Annotated in this window: 21 protein-coding genes; 5 read left to right on the forward strand and 16 right to left on the reverse strand. The window is 71.5% G+C overall.

All coding sequences use genetic code 11. The features are described from left to right. Positions 1–221: 221 nt before the first annotated feature. Positions 222–542, reverse strand: a complete 321-nt coding sequence (locus tag ACFQE5_RS17730) for a GroES family chaperonin (protein WP_379586511.1) — start codon at positions 540–542, stop codon at positions 222–224. A gap of 211 nt (positions 543–753) precedes the next feature. Next, positions 754–1944 carry an AAA family ATPase gene (locus ACFQE5_RS17735; protein WP_379586513.1) on the reverse strand — a complete coding sequence of 397 codons (1191 nt, stop codon included), beginning with the start codon at positions 1942–1944 and terminating at the stop codon, positions 754–756. Between ACFQE5_RS17735 and ACFQE5_RS17740 the strand changes: the two genes are divergently transcribed. Continuing rightward, complete coding sequence (locus ACFQE5_RS17740) at positions 1943–2161, forward strand: hypothetical protein (protein ID WP_379586515.1); 219 nt, start codon at positions 1943–1945, stop codon at positions 2159–2161. The two genes, ACFQE5_RS17735 and ACFQE5_RS17740, sit on opposite strands and share 2 nt — an antisense overlap. Positions 2162–2178: 17 nt before the next feature. Continuing rightward, positions 2179–2793 (forward strand): SIMPL domain-containing protein, encoded by a 615-nt coding sequence (locus ACFQE5_RS17745; RefSeq protein ID WP_379586517.1) that lies wholly within the window; start codon positions 2179–2181, stop codon positions 2791–2793. 6 nt (positions 2794–2799) lie between these two features. On the opposite strand, the gene ACFQE5_RS17750 is transcribed toward ACFQE5_RS17745, so the two are convergent. The 13 genes from ACFQE5_RS17750 to ACFQE5_RS17810 all read right to left on the reverse strand — a co-directional run bounded on the left by ACFQE5_RS17750 (position 2800) and on the right by ACFQE5_RS17810 (position 18563). Next, positions 2800–3303, reverse strand: coding sequence for an FxsA family protein (locus tag ACFQE5_RS17750; RefSeq protein WP_379586519.1), 504 nt, complete (start codon positions 3301–3303; stop codon positions 2800–2802). A gap of 42 nt (positions 3304–3345) precedes the next feature. After that, complete coding sequence (locus tag ACFQE5_RS17755; RefSeq protein ID WP_379586520.1) at positions 3346–4704, reverse strand: dihydrolipoamide acetyltransferase family protein; 1359 nt, start codon at positions 4702–4704, stop codon at positions 3346–3348. 5 nt (positions 4705–4709) lie between these two features. Continuing rightward, a complete protein-coding gene (locus ACFQE5_RS17760; RefSeq protein ID WP_379586522.1) occupies positions 4710–5687 on the reverse strand; it encodes an alpha-ketoacid dehydrogenase subunit beta in 978 nt (325 codons plus the stop codon). 1 nt (position 5688) lies between these two features. Further along, the gene (gene pdhA, locus ACFQE5_RS17765) at positions 5689–6876 is read right to left on the reverse strand and encodes a pyruvate dehydrogenase (acetyl-transferring) E1 component subunit alpha (protein WP_379586523.1); all 1188 of its coding nucleotides are present in this window, start codon (positions 6874–6876) and stop codon (positions 5689–5691) included. 204 nt (positions 6877–7080) lie between these two features. Next, complete coding sequence (locus ACFQE5_RS17770; RefSeq protein WP_379586524.1) at positions 7081–7299, reverse strand: antitoxin; 219 nt, start codon at positions 7297–7299, stop codon at positions 7081–7083. Between the two features lie 91 nt (positions 7300–7390). Continuing rightward, a complete protein-coding gene (locus ACFQE5_RS17775; RefSeq protein ID WP_379586525.1) occupies positions 7391–7972 on the reverse strand; it encodes a peroxidase-related enzyme in 582 nt (193 codons plus the stop codon). Positions 7973–8018: 46 nt separating this feature from the next. Continuing rightward, on the reverse strand, positions 8019–9911 hold the full coding sequence (locus ACFQE5_RS17780; protein WP_379586527.1) for a hypothetical protein: 1893 nt from the start codon (positions 9909–9911) through the stop codon (positions 8019–8021). Positions 9912–10327: 416 nt separating this feature from the next. Beyond that, positions 10328–12154, reverse strand: a complete 1827-nt coding sequence (locus tag ACFQE5_RS17785) for a phosphoenolpyruvate carboxykinase (GTP) (protein ID WP_379586528.1) — start codon at positions 12152–12154, stop codon at positions 10328–10330. Positions 12155–12605: 451 nt separating this feature from the next. After that, complete coding sequence (locus ACFQE5_RS17790) at positions 12606–14012, reverse strand: metallopeptidase TldD-related protein (RefSeq protein ID WP_379586530.1); 1407 nt, start codon at positions 14010–14012, stop codon at positions 12606–12608. Then, positions 14009–15520 (reverse strand): TldD/PmbA family protein, encoded by a 1512-nt coding sequence (locus ACFQE5_RS17795; protein ID WP_379586531.1) that lies wholly within the window; start codon positions 15518–15520, stop codon positions 14009–14011. Before ACFQE5_RS17795 ends, ACFQE5_RS17790 begins: the two co-directional genes overlap by 4 nt. A gap of 15 nt (positions 15521–15535) precedes the next feature. Continuing rightward, complete coding sequence (locus ACFQE5_RS17800) at positions 15536–15832, reverse strand: hypothetical protein (RefSeq protein ID WP_379586532.1); 297 nt, start codon at positions 15830–15832, stop codon at positions 15536–15538. After that, positions 15819–16583 (reverse strand): hypothetical protein, encoded by a 765-nt coding sequence (locus ACFQE5_RS17805; RefSeq protein WP_379586533.1) that lies wholly within the window; start codon positions 16581–16583, stop codon positions 15819–15821. Before ACFQE5_RS17805 ends, ACFQE5_RS17800 begins: the two co-directional genes overlap by 14 nt. Before the next feature lie 81 nt (positions 16584–16664). Beyond that, positions 16665–18563, reverse strand: coding sequence for a DUF2339 domain-containing protein (locus ACFQE5_RS17810; RefSeq protein WP_379586534.1), 1899 nt, complete (start codon positions 18561–18563; stop codon positions 16665–16667). A gap of 169 nt (positions 18564–18732) precedes the next feature. On the opposite strand from ACFQE5_RS17810, the gene ACFQE5_RS17815 reads away from it, so the two are divergent. Genes ACFQE5_RS17815 through trmB form a run of 3 tightly spaced genes read left to right on the forward strand, consistent with a single transcriptional unit; the run spans position 18733 to position 21432 of the window. After that, complete coding sequence (locus tag ACFQE5_RS17815) at positions 18733–19665, forward strand: glycosyltransferase family 2 protein (RefSeq protein ID WP_379586535.1); 933 nt, start codon at positions 18733–18735, stop codon at positions 19663–19665. Between the two features lie 41 nt (positions 19666–19706). Beyond that, entirely contained in the window at positions 19707–20714 is a 1008-nt protein-coding gene (locus tag ACFQE5_RS17820; RefSeq protein WP_379586537.1) for a glycosyltransferase family 2 protein, read from the forward strand. Continuing rightward, entirely contained in the window at positions 20707–21432 is a 726-nt protein-coding gene (trmB, locus tag ACFQE5_RS17825; RefSeq protein ID WP_379586538.1) for a tRNA (guanosine(46)-N7)-methyltransferase TrmB, read from the forward strand. The genes ACFQE5_RS17820 and trmB overlap by 8 nt, the downstream gene beginning before the upstream one ends. A 4-nt stretch (positions 21433–21436) precedes the next feature. Here trmB and paaI read toward each other — a convergent pair whose 3' ends face one another. Then, positions 21437–21868, reverse strand: coding sequence for a hydroxyphenylacetyl-CoA thioesterase PaaI (paaI, locus tag ACFQE5_RS17830; protein WP_379586539.1), 432 nt, complete (start codon positions 21866–21868; stop codon positions 21437–21439). Positions 21869–22051 lie beyond the last annotated feature (183 nt).

Raw genomic sequence — 22051 nt, forward strand, 5'->3', positions numbered from 1 at the left:
GCCCCCGGCGTGGACGGTCGGGGGGCGCTCTCGGTCGGCGTCGCCGCGCCGGTGGTCGCGTCGGCCGGCTCGGTCTGCGCCCCCTCCCCGGTCTGCGCCCCCTCCTCGGTCTCGGCTGCCGACGTCTGGCGCTGCGTCACCTCGCCGGGCGAGGCTTGGCGCTCGGACATGAACTCCGTTTTCCCCTCTTCACCGAACACTCGGCCGGCCGAAGCCAACCGTCATAGATAAAGGCCGGTCCCGTGCTCGGTGCGCTCGGCAGCGACCGCATGCAGGTCCCGCTCCCGCATGACCAGGTAGGGAACCCCCTGCACCTCGACCTCGTACTGGTCCTCCGGACTCAGCAGCACCCGATCCCCCACCTTCACGGTGCGGACGTGCTGACCGACCCCGAAGACCTCTCCCCATATCAGACGCTTCGCGACCTGTGCGGTTGCAGGTATGACGATCCCTGCGCTGCTCCGCCGTTCACCGCTGCCCTCGACAATGCGGACCATCACGCGGTCGTGCAGCATCTGGATCTCAAGTCGTGGGTCCGGCACCGGGCTGATGCTACGGCCCGACGACCGGGCCGCATCCGCCGCCCGCGCTCATCCGACAGCCGCGACGCCCGGAACATGGAACGCCCCGCGAGGCTGCCAGGTCGGGGGTCCGACAGCACCGCGGGGCTATCAGGTAATCGGCCGGGTGGCCGGGCACGTTACGTTACCCAGCTCGACAGCAAGATCTCACCCATTCGTCGCAACTGCCGCATCAGGTGTGTGTGAGCAGATAGCGGCCGAAATGCGGGACGGTGAAGGCGATCTGGCCGCGCTGCGCGGAGAACACCAGACCCTTCTTCAACAGGCTGTCCCGCGCCGGTGAGAGCGACGACGCCTTGCGCGAGAGATGCTCGGCGATCCCAGCGGTGACGACCGGCTCGTCCCGGCCGCCGGTCAGCTCGGCCATGGCCCGCAGGTACTCCCGCTCGGCGGGGGTGGCCCGCTCGAAGCGCGACCCGAAGAACCCAACGGCCAGCTCGGCCTCGGCCTCGGGCGCCGCCACCGCGATATCGGTGGCGGTGATCGGGTTGGCCGGCGCCGCGTCCCAGGCGGCCTTGCCGTAGGCCTGGACGAAGTAGGGGTAGCCGCCGGAACGCTCGTACAGCGCCTCGAGCGCGTCGTCGTCGATCCCGGCACCCTCGCGCCGGGCCGGGGCGAGCAGCGCGAAGTCGGCGTCGGAACGATCGAGCTGGCCGATCCGGGCGTAGGCGAACAGGCGCTCGGAATACGACTTCGACGCGGAGAGCACCGCGGGCAGGTGCGGTAGCCCGGCCCCGACGACCACGAGCGGGGCGCGCGACTGCGACAGTTCATGGCACGCCGCGCACAGCGCCGAGATGTCGCCCGGCCGCAGATCCTGCATCTCGTCGATGAGCAGCGCGACCCCGGTACCGACATCGGCCGCGAGCTCGGCGACGTCGGTGAGCAGCTCGACGAGATCGATCTCGATATCGCCGGAGTCGGCCCGCCCGTGCTTGACCGGTACGTCGATACCCGGCTGCCAACGGTCCCGCAGCTTCGCCCCATCGGGGGCCGAACGCAGGGCGAATGCCTTCAGCACGCCGAGCACGTCGTCGATCCGGTCGGGGGCGCGGTGCCGCACGGCGAGGTCGCGGATGGCGCGGTGCAGCGCGGCCGACAGCGGGCGCCGCAGATCGGCCTCGGGCCGGGCCTCGATCTTGCCGGCTCCCCAGCCGCGGTGCAGCGCCATCGATCGCAGCTCACCCAGCAGGACCGTTTTCCCCACCCCACGGAGCCCGGTGAGCACCAGGCTGCGCTCGGGGCGTCCGCGAGCGACGCGCTCGAGCACGACCTCGAACGCGGTCAGCTCCTTGTCCCGCCCAGCGAGCTCCGGGGGCCGCTGACCGGCACCGGGAGCGAAGGGGTTGCGCACCGGGTCCATGAATCGAACGGTATCCGGCCGTCTTGACCAGAACCTAGATTTCGCTATCGACCCCGATGTCGTGTCGTCGATCGCCATCGAGGGCAGGCCGATGCGGGGGCTCGGTGCCGCACCGGGCGCCGGCGTGACGGTGTCGAGCGGGCGGCTCGACCCGACGACCGATTCGGCTTTCTACGATTATCTTGTGCTTTTACTAGGTATCCGAATAGAGACCTGATCTGGTTCTCTGGAGCGATGAACGTCGACGGATCCGAGATCGTCACCGAGGGGACCGGCTGGCACGAGCAGCTCGCCGACCACGCCGAGATCGCCGTGAGCTTCTCGGTCACCGGAAGAGACCGGGCAAGCGCGGTACGCGATCTCGGACGAGCCATGGCCGCGGCCGAACCGGCCATGTCCCGCCCGGGGGTGAAGATCCGTAGCCGTCGGCTGTGGGTGCGAACCGAATGGCGCGGGCGGCGGCCCGCGGGCTGCCGCGTCGGCGAGGACGTCGCGCTGCTCGTCACGGACGTGCCGGCGCTCGAGAACATCCTGAACGCGCTGATCACTGCGGAACCCACCACACTGAGCGGTCCGCACTGGACGCTCGAGGACCCGTCGGTGGCGCTGCGCGCGGCGCAGCACAATGCGGTGACCGACGCCCGGCGACGGGCCGAGGGCTACGCGGCGGCGCTGGGCGGCACCCTCGGCCCGCTTCGCCGGCTCGTCGAGGCGCCCGACCACGGGCTGCCGGTGGCCTTCCGCGCGGCGCACGCCGAGGCGGCCGTCGTCGACGTGCAGGAGCTCGGGCTCGAGCCCGAACCGGTCCGGGTCACCGCGCGCTGTACCGCGACCTGGGCACTGGGCTGATCCGGGTCAGGGACCCGGGCACCGCGGCCGGTCGGCCGGATCGACGATCTCGCCCTCGATCACGAGTGGCGTCGCGGTTCCGGCCGTTCCGGTCTCCGGTTCGCTCGCCACCTCACCGTCGACGACCGTCGCATCCGACCGGATCCGCGCGGTCTTCAACTCGGGGTTGCGCCGTTCCGCGGCCCGCACCAGCCGCCGCCGGACCAGCGCCCGGGTCGGCGGCAGCACCAGCAGCAACCCGGCCAGGTCGGTCACCAGCCCGGGCACGAACAACAACAGGCCGCCGATCGCGACGAGCATGCCGTCGGTGAGCTCCGCGTGCACCACCCGTCGATGCAGCATCGCCTCCTGCAGCGCCCGCACGGCCCGCACACCCTGGCGCCGGGCGAGCAGGAGCCCGACCACCGAGCTCACGGCCAGCACCAGCAGCGTCCAGCCCGCGCCGATCCAGGAACCGAGCGCGACCAGGGCGACGATTTCGACCACGAGGTACAGCAGCACGAACGGCATACCCGTACAACGAGCGAACGGCCGTTGGTGATCCCGACTCGATCACCAGGTCAGCGCGACGCCCGGATCCTCCAGCAGGGCACCGACATCGGCGAGGAACCGCGAGCCCTGCTCGCCGTCGACCAGCCGGTGGTCGAAGGACAGCGCGAGCTGGCACACCGTCCGCACGGCGAGCTCGCCGTCGACCACCCAGGGGGTCGGCTTGATCGCACCGACCGCGAGGATCGCCGCCTCCCCGGGGTTGATGATCGGCGTCCCGGTGTCGACCCCGAACACGCCCACGTTGGTGATCGTGAAGGTGCCCCCCACCAGGTCGGCGGGCGGCGTCGTCCCGGCCCGGGCGGTGTCGGTCAGCTCGGCGAGCGCGGTCGCCAGCCCGTGCAGATCGAGCGTGTCCGCGTCGCGGATCTTCGGGACGATCAGTCCCCGCGGGGTGGCCGCCGCGATGCCGAGCTGCATCCGGTCGTAGTAGACGATCTCTCCGGCCGCCTCGTCCCAGTGCGCATTGATCTGCGGGGTGCGTCGCGCCGCCAGGCACACCGCCTTGGCCACGAACGCCAGCGGGGTGAGCTTCACGCCGCTGAACAGCCGGGATGCCCGCAGCCGGTCGCGCAGCGCCATCGTTGCGGTGACGTCGACGGCGAGGAACTCGGTGACGTGTGGCGCGGTGAAGGCGCTCGACACCATCGCCGCTGCGGTCGCCTTGCGGACCCCGCGAATCGGCTCGCGCCGCACCCCGGCCGGTGCGGCGACGCCAGCGGCCACGGCGGGCTCGCGCGTCGCGGCCGCCTGGACGTCCTCGCGGGTGATGATCCCGCCGGCGCCGCTGCCGGGCACCGAGCGCAGATCGACGCCGAGGTCGCGGGCGAGTCGGCGAACCGGCGGCTTGGCCAGCGGAACGGCGTCGCCATGATCATCGATTGGGCGGGCGGGGTCGCGGGATTCGCGGCCGACGGCTCCCATATGACGATCTTGATCGGGAGCCGCCTGCGGTCCGGCGGCCGAAGGCTTCGACTGCGCCACGGGCGGAGCGTGACCGGGCGCCCGACGGCGGGGACGGCGCGCGACCGTCCCCTGCCGGGGCCCATAGCCGACCAGGGTGGCGATCCGTCCGCCCGCCCCGGCCTCGCCGATCACCGGCCCCTCGGTGGCGGGCGCCGCGTCCGTCGTCTCGATCGCGATGATCGGGGCGCCCACCTCGACCGTCTGGCCTGGCTGGACGAGCAGCTCGCCGACGGTCCCGGCGAACGGCGAGGGCAGCTCGACGGCCGCCTTCGCCGTCTCGATCTCCACGATGATCTGGTTGACGGCGACCTCGTCGCCCGGCGCCACCCGCCAGGCGACCACCTCGGCCTCGGTCAGTCCCTCACCGACGTCCGGCATCCGGAACTCACGCCGCATGGTGATCACCATGCCAGCGCCCGGTCCACGGCGTCGAGCACCCGGTCGAGATCGGGCAGATAGTCGTCCTCGCACTTCGACGGCGGATACGGCGTGTCGAAGCCGGTCACCCGCAGCACCGGCGCCTCCAGCGAGTAGAAGCATTCCTGTTGAACCCGGGCCGCGACCTCGGCCGTCACCGACGCCTCCGACGGGGCCTCCGAGACGGCGACGAGCCGCCCGGTGCGTCGCACCGACGCGAACACCGGATCGAGGTCGAGCGGCGAGAGCGCGCGCAGGTCGATCACCTCGAGATCGATCCCGTCGGGCTCCGCCGCGGTCGCGGCGTCCAGACAGGTCCGCACGAGCGGCCCGTAGCTCGCCACCGTGATCGACGTGCCGGACCGCACGACCCGCGACGCGAGCAGCGGCAAGGCCGGGCCCGCCTCCGGGTCGACCTCACCCTTCTCCCAGTACCGTCGCTTCGGCTCGAAGAAGATCACCGGATCGTCGGTCTCGATCGCCTGCTGGATCATCCAGTAGGCGTCCGACGGGTTCGAGCAGGCGACCACCTTCAGGCCCGCGACGTGCGCAAACAGCGACTCCGGCGACTCGCTGTGATGTTCGACGGCGCCGATCCCGCCACCGAACGGGATCCGCACGACGACCGGCATCGGAACCCGGCCCTGCGACCGGAACCGCAGCTTGGCCAGCTGGGAGACGATCTGATCGAAGCCCGGGAAGACGAAGCCGTCGAACTGGATCTCACACACCGGACGGAACCCACGGATCGCGAGACCGACCGCGGTACCGATGATTCCCGACTCCGACAGCGGCGTATCGAGCACACGCTGCTCACCGAAGTCCTTCTGCAGGCCGTCGGTGACCCGAAAGACGCCGCCCAGCTTGCCGACGTCCTCCCCCATGATCAGCACCTTCGGGTCGCGTTCCATCGCGGCGCGCAGGCCGTCGGTGAGCGCCCTCGCCAGGGTCAGGCTGACCATCTCACGCCTCCTCGGTCTGGAACGACGCGTGGTAGGCCAGGAACTCGTCGCGCTGCGCCTCCAGCAGCGGGGAGGGTTCGGCGTACACCTCGGAGAAGATCCGGTCCGGCGCGGGTTCGGGCATCGCGACGCAGAACTCACGCAGCCGCGCGGCGAGCACATCGGCCTCGGCGGCCACCTCGTCGAAGAACTCGCCCTCGACGTGGTGCTCTCGGACGAGGTTCACCCGCACCCGCTCGATGGGGTCCTTGAGCTTCCACAGCTCGAGCTCGTCGGCGAGCCGGTAGCGGGTCGGATCATCGGAGGTCGTGTGGGCGTCCATCCGGTAGGTGTAGGCCTCGACGAGCACCGGCCCGTTACCCGTGCGGCATTCCTCCAGCGCCCAGCGGCTGACCGCGAGGCAGGCGAGCACGTCGTTGCCATCCACCCGGATACCGGGAAAGCCGTACCCGCGGGCGCGTTCGTAGAGCGGCACCCGGGTCTGCCGCTCCAGCGGGACCGAGATCGCCCACTGGTTGTTCTGGCAGTAGAACACGACCGGCGCGTCGTAAGCCGCCGCCCACACGAAGCCCTCGTGCACGTCACCCTGCGAGGTGGCGCCGTCGCCGAAGAAGCACATCGTCGCCTCGGCCGTCTCGGGGTCCCCGACCTTGCCCTCGAAGCGCTGGCCCATCGCGTAGCCGGCCGCGTTGAGGCACTGGTTACCGATGACGATCGTGTAGAGGTTGAAACCGGTCTTCCTCGGATCCCAGCTCCCGTGGTCGGTGCCGCGGAAGATGCCGAGCAGCTCCGTCGGATCGATGCCCCGGCACCAGGCGACACCGTGCTCGCGGTAGCTGGGGAACGCCATGTCCGTGGGGCGCATCGCCCGGCCCGCGCCGATCTGCGCGGCCTCCTGGCCGAGCAGCGGAACCCAGATGCCGAGCTGGCCCTGGCGCTGCAGCGCGTTGGACTCCCGGTCGACGCGCCGGACCAGAACCATGTCGCGGTAGAGCGACTTCAACGCCGCCACGTCGACGTCGTCGACGTAGCCGTCGAACCGTGGGTCGGAGATTCGCTGCCCCTCCGGGGTGAGCAACTGGACGAGTTCGGGCCCACCCGCATCGGTCCCCCGCAAACCGGCGAGCACCTGCTCGCGGCTTGGGCGGGACCGGGGATCGGCGGGTACCCAGGCCTGGGGTTGCGACACGGCTGCCTCCTCGTGCTCACGACCCGGACCGCTCTTGGCGGCCCCGGCCGACCGGGCCACCTCACCAGGGTCGCGGCGCAGGTGACCCGGCACTCGACTGTGTGTTCGTCACCCCGATCCTGGCACGGCGACGGCCCACAGGGCGGATCGTCCTCATCACAACACTGTTACCGAATGTCGGGCTTCCGACCTTCTCCGAGGCGTTCAGCGGGATGAGCCCGGCCGCCGCTGGACGCCGGCCACCCCCTTGACCTTGTCCGCTGCCCCACTGATCTGTCCCGAGTACTTACCCTTGGTCTGCTTGTCCACGAACTGCGCCGCCTGGTCGACGAGCCGGGCGGCCTTGTCGGGATTCTTACGCGCATACCGACGGGCGGCCTCGGCCGCGGTGGCCAAGACGGTGATCCTTCTGAGCAGCGACATCATGTCCTCCTTGCAGCCATGAGGTTTCGATCATCGAACGAGCGGCGGCCTCGTCCGGTTCCGCGCCCGGGTTCCGTCCGGACGAGGAACCTCACCGCGGCACTCGACCGAGGAGATAGAACTCCGGGTTGGGGCGCAGCGCCATCAGATGCGCCAGGCGGTTCGACATGGCGAACAACGCGGCGATCGAGCCGATGTCCCAGATCTCCTCGTCGGTGAGTCCCGCGGCGCGTGCGTCGTCGAGTTCGGCCTCGGTGAGGGCCGCCGAGTCGGTGGCGACCAGCAGCGCGAGATCGACGATCGCGCGCTCGCGCGGGCTCAGCTCGACCGCGTACGGGTTGGTCGCGACCCGGTCGGCGATCTCCGGGTCCTTCGCCCGCACCCGAAGGATCGCGCCGTGCGCGACGACGCAGTACGTGCAGTGGTTGGCCCCCGACGTCGCGACCACCACCAGCTCGCGTTCGGCCTTGCTCAGGCCCTCGGACGACTCCATCAACGCGTCGTGATAGTCGAGGAAGGCACGCAGCTCATCGGGACGGCGACCCAACGCGCGAAAGATATTCGGGACGAATCCGGACTTCTGCGCGATCGGCTCGAGGCGCTGGCGCAGATCCTCGGGCAGATCCTCGAGTTCGACGATTCCGAACCGGCTGACCGGATGTTCATCGTTCATGACGGCGACGGTAGCCTGTCGCGGCACGTCGCTCCGGATCCGGCTCTCAGGCACCTTCCCGTCTCACCCGCCGCTCACCTTTGCGCGGCCGCGAGCCACCAGCGGTGGGCAGTCGTACGACCTGACCGGGGGCGGACCGGTCGCCCTGCTCGCCGGCCACCACCAAGGCGTTCGCCCGATACAGCACGCTCAGCAGGCTCGGCGCGCGGGACGGCCGGGCACTCGTCCCGACGACCGCGACCAGTCGTGGCGCGACCGCGGCGAGCAGCAGCCGGTCGACGCCGTGTTCGGCGGCACCGAGCAGGATGACCACGTCGGCCACATCCGGCCCGGGGAGCTTCTCCAGCAGCCGATCCGCCGCCACGAGCGACACGAGCCCGAAGCCACCCCGGCCCGAGCGGCTCTCCGCCTCCCACTCGGCGGCCAGCATCGGTGCGTCGGCGCGCAGCACACCGAGCAACTCGGCGCAGCGTTGCTCGTCGCGTTGCTCGCGACGGGCGGCCGCCAGCGCCTCCACCGCGACCCCGTAGCCCGCCGCGTCCCGCGCGCGCAGGGCCTTCGCCGCTTGCCGATGCTCAGGCGCCATGAACTGAGCCGGGACCAGCCCGGCCAGCTGATCGGCGTATCGGTCGAGCTCGATCGCCGCCTGCTCGGGAAATCCGTGCTCGGCGTAGTCGATGATGTCGGCGATGATCCGCTCGGCCACGGTGAGATCGGGCACCGTGATCGGCGAGTTCGGATGCAGGAACAGCACGTCGTGGCGGAGGGCGCTCACCGCGCGAGCGGCCGCGCCGACCCGGCTCAGCGCGTCGGCCAGCTCGGCCAGTTCGCCGACGTCGCGCGGCTCTGGGACGCCGATCTCGCGGCATCCGGCGTCGATCACCGTGAGTCGCCCGGCGAGCTCGACATGCTCCAGGACGCGGCGCACCTGCTCGACACTCTCCGGGACGACGCCATCGACCAGGAACTGCCGCAGCACGGGCTGGACGTCACGCTGCTGCACCGACCGGAAGTACGTCCGGGGGCGGCCACCGGACTGCAGGAACGCGAGGTACCGGCGCAGCAACCCGACCGAGTCCGCGGGCAGCGGGCCAAGGACGGTGACCGGTGCTCCGGTACGCGCGCGCTCGGCTGCGCCGGCCTGCGCGATGTCCTCGACCAGTCGCTCGAACGCGGCCCGGTGCCTGCTGTGAACGAGGTCGGACAGCAGTCCCCACGTCCAGTTCCCCTCGGTCCGGGGGCCGAGCGCCCGCAGCGCCCGGTCGGCGGCGCGGGCGACGTCGGTCACCGCGGACCTGCGCTCGGGTGCGAGGTCGACGAGCAGTCCGGGAAGCAGGTCGATCGTGGTGCCGGTGGCGCCCAGCTGGGCGCGTCGGCAGAGCTCGTCGACCTCGGCGAGGCCGGGCAGCCGCTCCGGGGAAGGCAGTCGCTGGTCGCGCCGGGAGTGCCGCGACTCGGTGGCGGTCGCGAGCAGCCTGCGCAGTTCCCGCTGCTCGGCGGGGGACAGCGCGGGCAACGCGTCCAGGCAGCGGTGACCGGCCTCGGCGGGCAGCGCCGCGCGCAACGCGCCGAGCTCACCCAGGTCGGTCGCCGTGACGACGATCCGGAACCCGTCGGCGAGCAGGTCGGTCACGACCGTGCCGACCGCCTCCGTCGCGAATCCCTCGAGTACGACCAAATTGGTCGCCGCCACGGCGGCCACGAGCGACCCGCCGTCCCCGACGGGGGGATGCGGCCGCGGCGGAGCGTCCCCGACGGAGTCGGCGATCTCCTCGGCGAGTCTGCGCAGTCCGGGCGGCGCGGCGCCGGCCTCGATGGTCTGACGGATCTGCGCGCAGGCGGCCTCGGTGACCTCGGTGTCGCCGGCTTCGGCGAGCTTCTCGACAAATGCGATCAGGTGAGCGTCGTCGATGACGCTCACCGGTCCGACACGCACCATCTGGGTCACCTCCGCCCTGACACCGCGACGGTCGCGGTCAACCCGTGTATCGCGTTGATCGTCGGAATGTTCCGTCCCGTCGGCACACGCCTGCAATCATGCGACACCGGCGAGCTACACGGAGTGTGATCTGCTCGGGCCACCGACGTCACCCGATCGAGTATCCCGAGCAGCGCGGCAACGATCAACACGACCTGCCCGCCACCGACGATTCGGATGCTGCCGATCACCGACACCACTCTCGACCCCGGCGGCCGGGTCGTTGCGTCCGGCCCGATGGAGCGGATGACTGTCGCGGGGCAGGTGAGGACACCGGCACACAGTGGGACCCGTCGCGATCTCGCGACGGGTCCCAGCAGGTCAGCGATACCTGTGAGTGCGTAACAGTGTTCTAACACTGTTACGCACTCACGGGGCTACATACCCAGGCGGAGCTTGAGCGCCTCCAACTCGTCACGCATGGAGGTCGGCAGCTTCGAGCCCACCTTCTCGAACCACTCCTCGATCAGCGGAACCTCGGCCTTCCACTCCTCGGTATCGACCACCACCGCCGCCTCGACGTCCTCACGCGGGACGTCAAGGCCGTCCAGGTCGAGCGCTTCCACGGTCGGGACATAACCGATCGCGGTCTCGGTCCCGGCAGCCTTGCCTTCCATCCGCTCGATGGCCCACTTCAGAACGCGGCTGTTCTCGCCGAATCCGGGCCACAGGAACCGGCCGTCCTCGCCCCGGCGGAACCAGTTCACGTAGAAGATCTTCGGCAGCTTTCCGGCGTCGGCGCTCTTGCCGATGTTCACCCAGTGCTGGAAGTAGTCGCCGACGTTGTAGCCGAGGAACGGCAACATCGCCATCGGGTCGCGACGGACCTGCCCCAGCCCACCCGCCGCGGCGGCCGTCTTCTCACTCGACATCGTCGCGCCCATGAACGTGCCGTGCTGCCAGTCGCGGGCCTCAGTGATCAGCGGGACGGTCTCCTTGCGCCGGCCCCCGAACAGGATCGCCGAGATCGGGACGCCCTTCGGGTCGTTCCACTCCGGCGCCACGACCGGGCACTGGCTGATCGGCGTGCAGTAGCGCGAGTTCGGGTGTGCGGCGGGCTGGTCCGAATCGGGGGTCCAGTTCTCGTTCTTCCAGGAGGTCAGGCGCTGCGGGTCGCCCTCGAGCCCCTCCCACCAGACGTCGCCGTCGTCGGTCAGCGCGACGTTGGTGAACAGCGAGTTCCCCTGCTCGATGGTGCGCATCGCGTTGGGGTTGGTCTTCCAGTTGGTGCCGGGGGCGACCCCGAAGAAGCCGTACTCGGGGTTGACCGCGTAGAGCCTGCCGTCCTCGCCGAACCGCATCCACGCGATATCGTCACCGATGGTCTCGGCCCGCCAGCCGGGGATGGTGGGCTGCAGCATCGCGAGGTTGGTCTTGCCGCAGGCGCTCGGGAACGCGGCCGCGACGTAGTAGACCTTGTCCTCGGGGCTGATCAGCTTGAGGATCAGCATGTGCTCGGCGAGCCAGCCTTCGTCGCGGGCCATCACCGACGCGATGCGCAGGGCGTAGCACTTCTTGCCCAGCAACGCGTTGCCGCCATAGCCGGAGCCGTAACTCCAGATCTCACGGGTCTCCGGGAAGTGCGTGATGTACTTGGTCTCGTTGCACGGCCAGGGCACGTCGTGCTGGCCCGGCTCCAGCGGGGCGCCGACCGAATGCAGAGCGGGAACGAAGTTCTCCCCAGCGGGGCCGTCGAGCAGGGGCAGCACCGAGGCGCCCATCCGGGTCATGATCCGCATCGAGCAGACCACATACTCGGAGTCGGTGATCTCCACGCCCAGTTTCGGGTCCTCGGCGTCGAGCGGGCCCATGCAGAACGGGATGACGTACATCGTGCGACCGCGCATACAGCCGCGGTAGAGGTCATTGAGGATGGCCTTCATCTCGCCCGGATCCATCCAGTTGTTGGTGGGTCCGGCGTCGGCCTCGTCGACCGAACAGATGAAGGTGCGTTCCTCGACCCTGGCCACATCCTCGGGATCGGAGACAGCCCAGAACGAGTTCGGTTTCTTCTCCTCGTCGAGTTTCACGAACGTCCCTGCCTCGACCAGCCGGGAGGTCATACGGTCCCACTCGGCATCCGAGCCGTCGCACCACTCGATCCGGTCGGGCGTGGTCAGCTCCGCGACCTCACGAACCCAGGACAGTAAGCGAGCGTTGGTCGTGGGCGCGTTGTCGATCCCTGGCACGGTCGCTGCAGTCATATCTGTCCTGTCTCCTACCTGGGCCGGGCCCTTCGCCCGCCGCGGGAATGCTGACGCCCACCCAGGCCGCTGTCCGGACCTGGGTGTGATGGGAAGGAATAAAGCGAGGCTACCCGGGACGCGCCGGATGACCCACCACGAGTGGTGTCGAATGACTCACAGGACCGATCATGTAATCGATTCAGAAGACGAGTTTGCCCACATTTCGCTGATCAAACTCCGCTCGATCGGCGACCGGTGCGACGTCCGACACGCTCATCGGGGCGCGCGGGCGCTCCCGCGCTCCGGGTTCACCCCGCGAACGGTCTGTCGAGCGACGCTCCCGCCATCACGGCGGCAGTGGGGCGCCGTGCGAACCGCGACTCGCGCACGGGAATACCCCGACTCGCGCACGGGAATACCACGACTCGGTCGCGGAAATACCGCGACTCGCGGGGAGAGGTCGGCGGGGTCAGCGGCCCCGGGAGACCGAGGACATGTTGAAGTCCGGTACCCGCACCGGCGGCATCGCCGTGCGGGTGAACCAGTCCTTCCATTCCCGCGGCAGAGCGGCCGTCGTCGAGCCGACCTCCGAGGCGCGGCGCAGCACGTCCAGCGGGGAGTAGTTGAACCGGAAGTTGTGGTCCACCTCGGCCACCACCTCGCCACGTTCGATGAGGTAGACCCCGTCGCGGGTGAGGCCGGTGAGCAGCAGAGTCGTCGGGTCGACCTCGCGGATGTACCACAGGCAGGTCAGCAGCAGGCCGCGCTCGGTGCCCTTCACCATCTCCTCGATCGAGCCCGCCGACCCCGTCGGACCGCCGGTGAGCAGCAGGTTCTCGCCGACCGGGGCGAACTGAGCGCCCGAGCTCCGGTACTGCTGCGCCTCGGCCCGGGAGTAGGCCAGCTCATGCACGACGCCCTCGGACACCCAGTCCACACGGCGCAGCGGGGCGCCGTTGTCGAACACACTGATCCCGTCGCCGGAGCGGGTGGTGACCAGGAACGGCTCGTATTCCAGCCCGGATGCGACCGGATCACTGGTCAACGTCAGCGGCAGGTCGGTGAGCCGCTCCCCGATCCGCGGGCCGTCCGGCCCGGCCAGCGCGCTACGCCCCTCCTGGGCGGCCCGGCCCTCCATCGACCAGCACAGGTACACCATCAGATCCGCCATCGCCGAGGGCGGAAGCACCGTCTCGTAGCGCCCCGGGGGCAGCTCGACCCGCTTGGTGCCCCAGTCGAGGCGGCGGGCGGCATCCGCGGCGAGCGCGACGACGTCGACGTCGGTGAAGTCCCGGCTGGCGGCGCCGGTCCAGGCCGACCGGACCAGGTCCGGGCTCTTGACGTTGAGCTCGACCGAGCCGTTGGGCTGCACCCAGCGCCTGCGCACCCCCGCCGACGTGCCCAACCACACGGTCGTCAGCGAATGGCTGGCGAAGCCGTACTGACGCAGGTCACCCTCGAGGACGTCGGAGAGCCCGCCGGCCAACCCGCCGAAGACCCCGATCGAGGTCCGGGCCGCAGGCTCGGACCAGGCCGGGTCGTCGACGACGGCGTCGGGCAGCGGGGCGGCGTCGTGGGCGGGTCCGGCGTCCCGGGCGGCGCGTTCGCTGGCGGCCACCAGATCGTCGAGCTGGGCCGGATCGGTGATCGCCACGCTGGAGCTGACGACCCCGGCAGCGGTCCCGCCCTCGACGTCGACCAGCGAGATCACCGACAGTCGCCGCGAGGTGGTGTGGCCGTTGGTGGTCATCGTCGAGTTGGCCCAGCGCAGCACCGCCTCGCTGGTCTCGGCGACCACGACGACGCGACCTGCGACGTCCGGACCGGGCCGGGCGAGAACCCGCTCCACGAGCTCCTGGGCGGCGAGCGCTGTCACTGGCCCTCCTGCTGCGTGTTCAGCACGTTCACCCCGCGGAACAGCGCGGGTGGGCAGCCGTGGCTGACGGGGGCGATCTGCCCGGGCTGGGCCTTGCCGCAGTTCATCGCACCACCCAACCGCCAGCTCGACGGCCCACCGACCGCCTCCATCGAGCCCCAGAAGTCGGTGGTGGTGGCCTGGTAGGCGACGTCGCGGAGCTGGCCGGCCAGACTCCCGTTCTCGATCCGGTAGAACCGCTGCCCGGTGAACTGGAAGTTGTAGCGCTGCATGTCGATCGACCAGGACTTGTCACCGACGATGTAGATCCCGCGCTCGACCCGCGCGATCAGCTCCTCGGTGGTGGTGTCGCGCACCGGGTCGGGCTGGAGAGACACGTTGGCCATCCGCTGGATCGGCACATGGTGCGGCGAGTCGGCGAACGCGCAGCCGTTCGAGCGGCCGAGGCCCAGCCGCGGGGCGAAGGTGCGGTCGAGCTGGTAGCCGACCAGAACGCCGTCGCGGACGAGGTCCCATCGGGTGGTCGCGACCCCGTCGTCGTCGTATCCGATCGTGGCCAGGCCGTGCGGGATCGTGCGGTCGCCCGTCACGTGCATGAGGTCGGAGCCGTAACGCAGCGTCCCGAGCAGGTCGGGGGTGGCGAAGCTGGTGCCCGCGTACGCCGCCTCGTAGCCGATCGCCCGGTCGTACTCGGTGGCATGCCCGATCGACTCATGGATCGTCAGCCACAGGTTGGTGGGGTCGATGACCAGGTCGGTGGGGCCGGGCTCGACCGAAGGCGCCTTCGCCTTCTCGGTCAGCAGCTCGGGGATCTGCTCGAGCTCACCGTCCCAGTCCCAGCCCGTTCCGGTCAGGTACTCCCAGCCGCGACCGGCGGGCGGCGCGAGCGTCCGCATCGTCTCGAATCCGCCCGCGGCGCGATCGACCGCGATGGCCGAGAGCGTCGGCGCGATCCGCACCCGCTGCTGGGTCGTCCGGGTCCCCGCGAGGTCGGCGTAGTACTTGTTCTCCCGCACCTGCTCGAGCGCCGCCTGAACGTGGTCGACGCCGTCGCTGGCCAGGAGCCGCTGGGACCATTCGGTGAGCAGCGCGACCTTGTCCCTGGTCGGCACCGTGAACGGGTCGATGTCGTAGGCCGACACCCAGACCACGTCGGCATGGACCGGCTCTGCGGCCCGCTCGACACGTTCGCGCGCCACCGGAGCGAGCGTGCGCGCGACGGCGACGGCCTGCTCCGCCGTGGATGCGGCACGATCCGCGGTCAGTTCGACGTGCGAGGCGAACCCCCACACCCCGTCGACGACGACCCGCACGGCCAGCCCGACCGTCGTCTCCTCGGACAGCGCGGTCACGCTCCCGTCCCGCAGGCTGACCGACTCCGACCTGATGCTCTCGACCCGCAGGTCGGCGTGCTCGGCACCGAGCGCGCGGGCCCGGCTCAGCGCCGCGTCGGCGAGCGCCGCGAGCGGCAGGGCCCGGAACTCCGGATCGATCTGGTCGGTCGGCACACCCGCAACCTATCCCTACGGCCCCGCCCCGCACTGCGGGAGCCACCATCCGCTCGCTCCCGGGTCGGGGTCGAAGGCATCCGAGCCGCGGCCCGGACCGATGCGCAGGATCTGGTCGGCCAGTCCGTCGCCGTCGAGATCGGTGTGCAGCAGCAGGTCGGAGCCCTCGGCGGTTACGACGGTGTCCGGCGTCCCGTCCCCGTTGGTGTCGAGGCCGTCGGCGACCGGGAGTCCCGGCGGCGCGGGATCACCCGGATCGTCGTCGACCCCGAGCGGGGACCGGGGTGCCGGGTCGGGTTCAGTCCAGCGCATCGTCGGCTCCTGTCCGTGGGGCGGGTGCCAGCGCCCGCAGCTCGGCCTCGATCTGGGCGCGCCGCGTCGTCACCGCGGCGTCGAGGAGGGCCCCGGCCCGCAGTTCGAGGTCGAGCAGAACCTGGCCCAGCTCGGCGTCGAACCGGGCGCGCGCGGCGGCCAGAACATCGGCCGACCATCGGCGCAGCCGGGCCCGCTCGGCCGCGACCCAGCGCTGCCACACCGCCAGGACGATCCCCAGCAGCGCCAGGCCGATCCCCAGCGACGGGCCCAGCAACGGGACCGTGGCCGCGGGCAGGAGCGCGAGCCGCCAGTACCCCCCGGCCCCGGGCGCGAGCAGGCGCGCGCGACCAGGCGGCGGCTCCGGGCCGGGTAGCCCCGCGGGCCTCTCGGGCGCGGTGCCGCACAGCGAGGTCCACGCCGCGGGCACGCCCCGCCGCGCGGCAACCCGGCGCAGGGCGGGTAGCGCCAGCGCCGCGACGCGTTCACGAAGCCGCGCCCCGGCCTCCTCGACCGCGACGGTGAGCAGGGCGGGAAACCGCTGCCGCGCCGCCCGATCGGCGCCATTGAGGTAGTCCTCGGCCTGCCGGGCGAGCTCCGCCGCCATGCCCGCCACCTCCGCGGCCACGGCCAGCCTGGCCTGGCCGCATGCGGTGCGGATCTCGGCGCGGTGGCCACCGGCGAGGATCAGCTGGTGGGCGCGCAGTTCCGCGCGCCGGCTGCGGACGGCCTCGGCATAGCGGTCGGGCATCGCCACAGCGTCACACCGGGGCGCCGGCCAGGTGCGCGATCGGCAGGAGTGTTCCCCTTCGTGAACGACCACCGCCGGCGGTCAGCCGGAGGTGTCGGCGCCCGGCACCCCGTCCGAGGGCGGCGCGACCCGCTCCGCCTGGGCCTCGGCCACGAGCCGGGCGTACCGGGTTCCCGCCGCGAGCAGCACCAACCCGGCCCCGAGGAAGGCCGCGACCCTGGCGATCCCGTCGAGCGCAACCAGATCGAACAAGATCAGTTTGGCCACCGCCACCGGCACCAGCACCAGGCCCGCCAGTCGCAGCCCGGGACGGTTGATGCCGCGGGCGAGCAGGACCAGCGCCACCACCGTCCACAACACCGATATCGCGGCGTGGCCGACGACGAACCCGGTCCGGTCCGGCGAGACCAGCAGCGCCGAGGCCACCACCAGCCCCGCCGAGCCGTAGAGGGCAACCAGGCCGGCGGGCGCCCACAGCTGGACGGCCCCGAGGCCGGCGCCGCCCAGAATCCCGATCCGCGCTCCGACGACCAGCACCGCCACGGCGAACGCGAGGATCAGCGCCGACGCCCCGGCCGCGGCGATCAGTGCGTCGACATCCGGGGATGTGACGGAGACGAACGGAGCGGCCGGGAACACGACCAGCGCTCGCGGCGACACCTGCACGGCCATCGCCGCCAGTACCTGGATGGACCCGTACACCCCACCGATCACGAGCAGGACCCGGGACCGCAGCACGGCGGCAACCACGACGAGAACGACGGACTGCCCGAGCAGCACCGTGATCCGGGTGGCGCCGTCCAACGCGATCACCGACGCCTCGTACATGGCGATCGTGCCCGCCGCGCCCGCGGCGATTCGCAGCACCCGGTCGAACCGCGGAACGAGCGCCACGACCGCCAGCGCCGCCGCCGCACCCGCAGCGAGCCAGGCGCCCCCGCGGCCACCGACGGTCGCGGCGAGGACCAACGTGGGAAGGGCCGCCGAGGCGAGCAGCCCGGCCGACGACGACCGCGGCAGCCGGGTCGAGGCCAGTGGCGCGACGACGACGCGCACGACCAGCACGGCCACCACGACGGCCGTGGCGAACGTCCGGTCGGCGGGGGACACCGAGGCGGCCATCACCATCCCGTACAGGACCGGCCAGATCGCCGCCGAGACGGCCACCCAGGCCCACCGGTGACGCAGCGCGACCACGACGGCGGCGACCTCCAGCACGAGCACGAGGGCGACCAGGACCGGCACCATCCCGTCGGTGACCACCGGGGCCAGCAGCGCGGCCCCGACCACCGAACCCGAAGCGAGCAACGGCGTGCGCCAACGGTCGGCGAGGCCGAGGCCACCGCCCGCGACGAGGAGCGCCATCGCCAGCCCGGCGCTGTCGGGCAGGAAGTCATAGAGCGCGGTGGCCGCCGCGACGACCAGGTACAGCGTGGCGACTCCCGTGCCGGCCAGCGCCGTCGCACCCGGCCGTGAGGTCTCCCTGCGGTGCAGCCACCCGGCGAGGCACAGCAGCGTCAGGCCGAGGACCGCTCCGCCGATCACCCGGCCCGCCGGGGCGAACCAGCCCTGCGAGACGGCCAGCACAAGCAGCAGGACGACCCCGAGCAGGGTGACGCCCGCGCCGGTCCAGGCCAGCACCTTGGCCCCGGACAAGGCGGGAAGCCTCGACCGCCAGGGTCGCCGCGGACCGGATCCCGGGGCATCCGCCGGGACCTGCACCGGATGCGGCGCAGGTGAGCCCCACGGCGATGCCGGGTACGGCGGCCCCGGGTACGGCGGCCCGACCCAGCCGGCCGATGCGGCCCGCGGTTCGGCGGGGGGCGACTCGGGTGCCTCAACCTCCAGGTCGCCGACCGTCGTCACCTCGGCGCACAGAGACCGCAGTTCGGCGCTGAGCTCATCGAGCCTGCGGCCGAGCCGCCCCAGCTCGGCCGCCAATGCGGTGAGTTGTGCCCGGTGGGCCGTCGGATCGGACATACCGGTGAGAATGACGACCGAGGGGCAGGGGATGATGCAAACGAACGCGCGCCATGCGTCACGAATCGGTCACGGTCTCGCCGGTCGTCCGTCGAGAAGTGGCCGATCGCACGCAACCCGCTCGGCGCGCTGTCGTTGTGACGATTGAGCGGACCTGTATGGAGGTTGTGTGAGCGCCGTTTCGCCCGTCCGTCCGGCCATCACGCCTGCGCGCGGTCCAGTCGGCCCGCCACCCAGGGTGGTACCCCCGTACGCCACGCCGCCGCGCCAGTTCGGCCCGTCGCCCAACGGCACCATGCACCGGCCCCCGATGCGAAAGCCGCGGCCCCGGCCCTACCCCCGCCGCTCCGCGTTCCCGGCCGTCTCCGTGATCGTCCCGGTCCGCAACGAGGCCCGGAACCTGGAGATCGTGCTACCGGCCATCGCTGCGGTGCGCCCGGCGGTACACGAGATCATCGTCGTGGACGGGCATTCGACGGACGACTCGATCGGTGCCGCGCGCCGCACGCTGCCCTGGGTGCGGGTCATCACCCAGACCCGCAAGGGCAAGGGCAACGCGATGGCGTGCGGGTTCGCCGCCGCCACCGGCGACGTCATCGTGATGTTCGACGCCGACGGTTCCGCCGACCCGACGGAGATCCCCGCGTTCGTGTCCGCGCTCGTCGCCGGTGCCGACTTCGCCAAGGGCACCCGGTTCGCCGAGGGCGGGGGCAGCGACGACATCACCTTGCTGCGCAAGACCGGCAACGCGGGCCTCAACGGCGTCGCGAACGCGCTGTTCGGCACGTCGTACACCGACCTGTGCTACGGCTACAACGCGTTCTGGGCCGACCTGCTGCCGTTGCTCGAACTCCCCGACGTGAACGCGCCCGCACCCCCGGACGGCATGCTGTGGGGCGACGGTTTCGAGATCGAGACCGTGCTGAACTGCCGGGTCGCCGCGGCCGACCTGAAGATCACCGAGGTGCCGTCGGTCGAGCGTCAGCGGATCTTCGGCGAGACCAACCTGAGGACCTTCGCCGACGGCACCCGGGTCCTGCGTACGCTGCTTGCCGAGCACCGGCGGGCCGACCGCCGCAAGAAGGACCGCGCCCAGCGCTGAGCAGGCGGGGCGGTCGCCTGACACCTGGAGGATCCCGTCTCGTGATCGGATACCCCCCCGTCGTCACCGCCACCGTGGTGATCTGCGCCTACACCGAGAAGCGCTGGGACGACATCGTGGCGGCGGTGGCCTCGGTCGCCGCGCAGGATGTGCGCCCGATCGAGACGATGGTGGTCGTCGACCACAACGAGGCGCTACTCCACCGCGCATACCGCACCTTCGGGCCACGCGGGGTGCGGGTGCTGCCCAACCAGAGCACCCAGGGTCTCTCCGGCGCCCGGAACACGGCTGTCGCGCGGGCGGCCGGCGAGGTGATCGTCTTCCTGGACGACGACGCCACCGCTCGTCCCGGCTGGTTGCGTGCGCTGCTTGCGCCCTATGCCGACCCCCGGGTGATCGCAGTGGGCGGGGTGGCCCACCCGCGGTGGCCGGATGGCCGCCCGGTGACCCTGCCCGGGGACGCGCCCACCGACCGCAACGCCACCGGCGAGCTCGACTGGGTCGTCGGCTGCACCTACACCGGCCAGCCGACCGAGCAGTCCGAGGTCCGCAACCTCATGGGCTGCAACATGTCCTTCCGGGCCGAGGTGTTCAAGCGGGTCGGCGGCTTCGCCGAGGACATCGGCCGAATCGGGAAGAACCCGCTGGGCTGCGAGGAGACCGAGCTGTGCATCCGCGCGCGCCAGGCATACGCGCGCGACGGTCGCGCGGTCCGGATCGTGTTCGAACCACGCGCCGAGGTCGACCACCGGGTCAGCGACGACCGGGTGGAATGGCGCTATCTGCGGCGGCGCAGCTGGGCCGAGGGGCTGTCGAAGGCCGCGGTCTCCAAGCTGGTCGGCAGCGACGACGCGCTGTCCACGGAACGCGACTACGTCGCGAACGTGCTACCCAAGGCGGTCGTCCGCGAACTGCGTCGCGGCAGGATCTCGTCGGCCGCCGCCGTCATGATCTGCCTGTCCTGGACCAGTGCGGGCTACCTTCGCGGGAAGCTGCCCGGCGCCACCTCGAACGTCCGGCTGCCCGCGGCCGGTCGCAACGGTGTCTGAGGGCCGCGCTCCCCAGAACCGGACTGCCGCTGGGCACCGGATACCCAGCTTCGTCCACCAACGCAACAGGCTCACCGACGGCCAGCAGGCCGCGTGGGCGCGGTGGTGGCCGGTGCGCGGCCGCGACGTGGCCGCCGTCGTCTCCGGCCGGGAGCCGTACGACCCGCAGGCCTGGTTCGGAAGGCGGGCACCGCTGGTGCTGGAGATCGGCCCGGGCATGGGGGAGTCGACCGCGGCGCTCGCCGCGGCCGAGCCCGACGTCGACCATCTGGCGGTGGAGGTCTACGAGCCCGGGCTCGCCCAGTTGCTCATGCGGGCCGCCCAGGCCGGGCTCACCAACCTGCAACTGCTCCGCGGCGACGCAGTGGAGTTGCTGTGCGCCTGCGTTCCACCGGATTCGCTCGACGGAATTCGGATCTTCTTCCCCGACCCGTGGCCCAAGCGCAGGCACCACAAGCGCCGACTCGTGCAGCCGCCGTTCGTGGCGCTGGCCGCCTCACGGCTCCGACCTGGGGCGACTGTGCACCTGGCCACCGACTGGGCGGACTATGCCGACCAGATGCGCGCGGTGTGCGCGGCGGAGCCGTTGCTCCGCAACGCGGCCGACACCCCGGACGGCTGGACCCCGCGCCCCGGCTGGCGGCCGATGACCAAGTTCGAGCAGCGTGCGGTCGCCGAGGGACGCGTCGTGCGGGATCTCATCTTCGTGCGGGTCTGAGCGCTCATTCGCTCGGCGGTGGCAGACCGGGCACCTGCCGGGTGCGTCCGCGGAACTCCGCCACCACCTCCGCGCCGACCCGGAGCGTGACGTCGTAGAGCCCCGACCTGCCCGCCTTCGCCCGTTCCACCGCTTCGGCCACGATCTCAGCACCGGCCGCGACCGGCCGGAGGAACGTGATATCCGCGCCCGCCGCCACCGCCGAGGTCCCGTAGCTGTTCGACGCGTAGGCGAGCGCGGCGTCGGCGAGCAGGAACAGGTACCCGCCGTGGCAGAGCCCGTGCCCGTTGACGTGCCGGGCCTGCACGGTCATGCCGACCAGGGCGCGACCGGGACCCACGTCCAGCAGCCGAACGCCCGCCTCTCGGCTCGCGGCGTCCGCACGCTCCATCGCGGCCGCTGCGCGTGCGGCGATCTCGTCCGGATCCTCACCCATCGCTGTGTCACGTCTCCTCACGGCGCAAGCCCTGCGGGGCGGGCGGGCCCGATCGAGCGCCACGGTGCTGCACCGTCCCGGTGGCCGCGCACCCAGGTTTCCGCGGCCGCCGCCCCGTCAGCCGTTCAGCGACCGTACGACGCAGTTCGCCGATCAGCGCCACGCACCGCGCCCGCACGGTGC

Origin of the sequence: Pseudonocardia hispaniensis (genome assembly GCF_042658695.1) — a bacterium.
Lineage (GTDB): Bacteria > Actinomycetota > Actinomycetes > Mycobacteriales > Pseudonocardiaceae > Pseudonocardia > Pseudonocardia hispaniensis.

Coding starts and splice junctions, on each gene's coding strand:
- ACFQE5_RS17785 (WP_379586528.1), bottom strand. CDS start 12,154: ATGACTGCAGCGACCGTGCCAGGGATCGACAACGCGCCCACGACCAAC.
- ACFQE5_RS17760 (WP_379586522.1), bottom strand. CDS start 5,687: ATGGTCAGCCTGACCCTGGCGAGGGCGCTCACCGACGGCCTGCGCGCC.
- ACFQE5_RS17770 (WP_379586524.1), bottom strand. CDS start 7,299: ATGTCGCTGCTCAGAAGGATCACCGTCTTGGCCACCGCGGCCGAGGCC.
- ACFQE5_RS17755 (WP_379586520.1), bottom strand. CDS start 4,704: ATGCGGCGTGAGTTCCGGATGCCGGACGTCGGTGAGGGACTGACCGAG.
- ACFQE5_RS17735 (WP_379586513.1), bottom strand. CDS start 1,944: ATGGACCCGGTGCGCAACCCCTTCGCTCCCGGTGCCGGTCAGCGGCCC.
- ACFQE5_RS17780 (WP_379586527.1), bottom strand. CDS start 9,911: ATGGTGCGTGTCGGACCGGTGAGCGTCATCGACGACGCTCACCTGATC.
- ACFQE5_RS17745 (WP_379586517.1), top strand. CDS start 2,179: ATGAACGTCGACGGATCCGAGATCGTCACCGAGGGGACCGGCTGGCAC.
- ACFQE5_RS17800 (WP_379586532.1), bottom strand. CDS start 15,832: ATGCGCTGGACTGAACCCGACCCGGCACCCCGGTCCCCGCTCGGGGTC.
- ACFQE5_RS17805 (WP_379586533.1), bottom strand. CDS start 16,583: ATGCCCGACCGCTATGCCGAGGCCGTCCGCAGCCGGCGCGCGGAACTG.
- ACFQE5_RS17750 (WP_379586519.1), bottom strand. CDS start 3,303: ATGCCGTTCGTGCTGCTGTACCTCGTGGTCGAAATCGTCGCCCTGGTC.
- ACFQE5_RS17775 (WP_379586525.1), bottom strand. CDS start 7,972: ATGAACGATGAACATCCGGTCAGCCGGTTCGGAATCGTCGAACTCGAG.
- ACFQE5_RS17810 (WP_379586534.1), bottom strand. CDS start 18,563: ATGTCCGATCCGACGGCCCACCGGGCACAACTCACCGCATTGGCGGCC.
- paaI (WP_379586539.1), bottom strand. CDS start 21,868: ATGGGTGAGGATCCGGACGAGATCGCCGCACGCGCAGCGGCCGCGATG.
- ACFQE5_RS17740 (WP_379586515.1), top strand. CDS start 1,943: ATGAATCGAACGGTATCCGGCCGTCTTGACCAGAACCTAGATTTCGCT.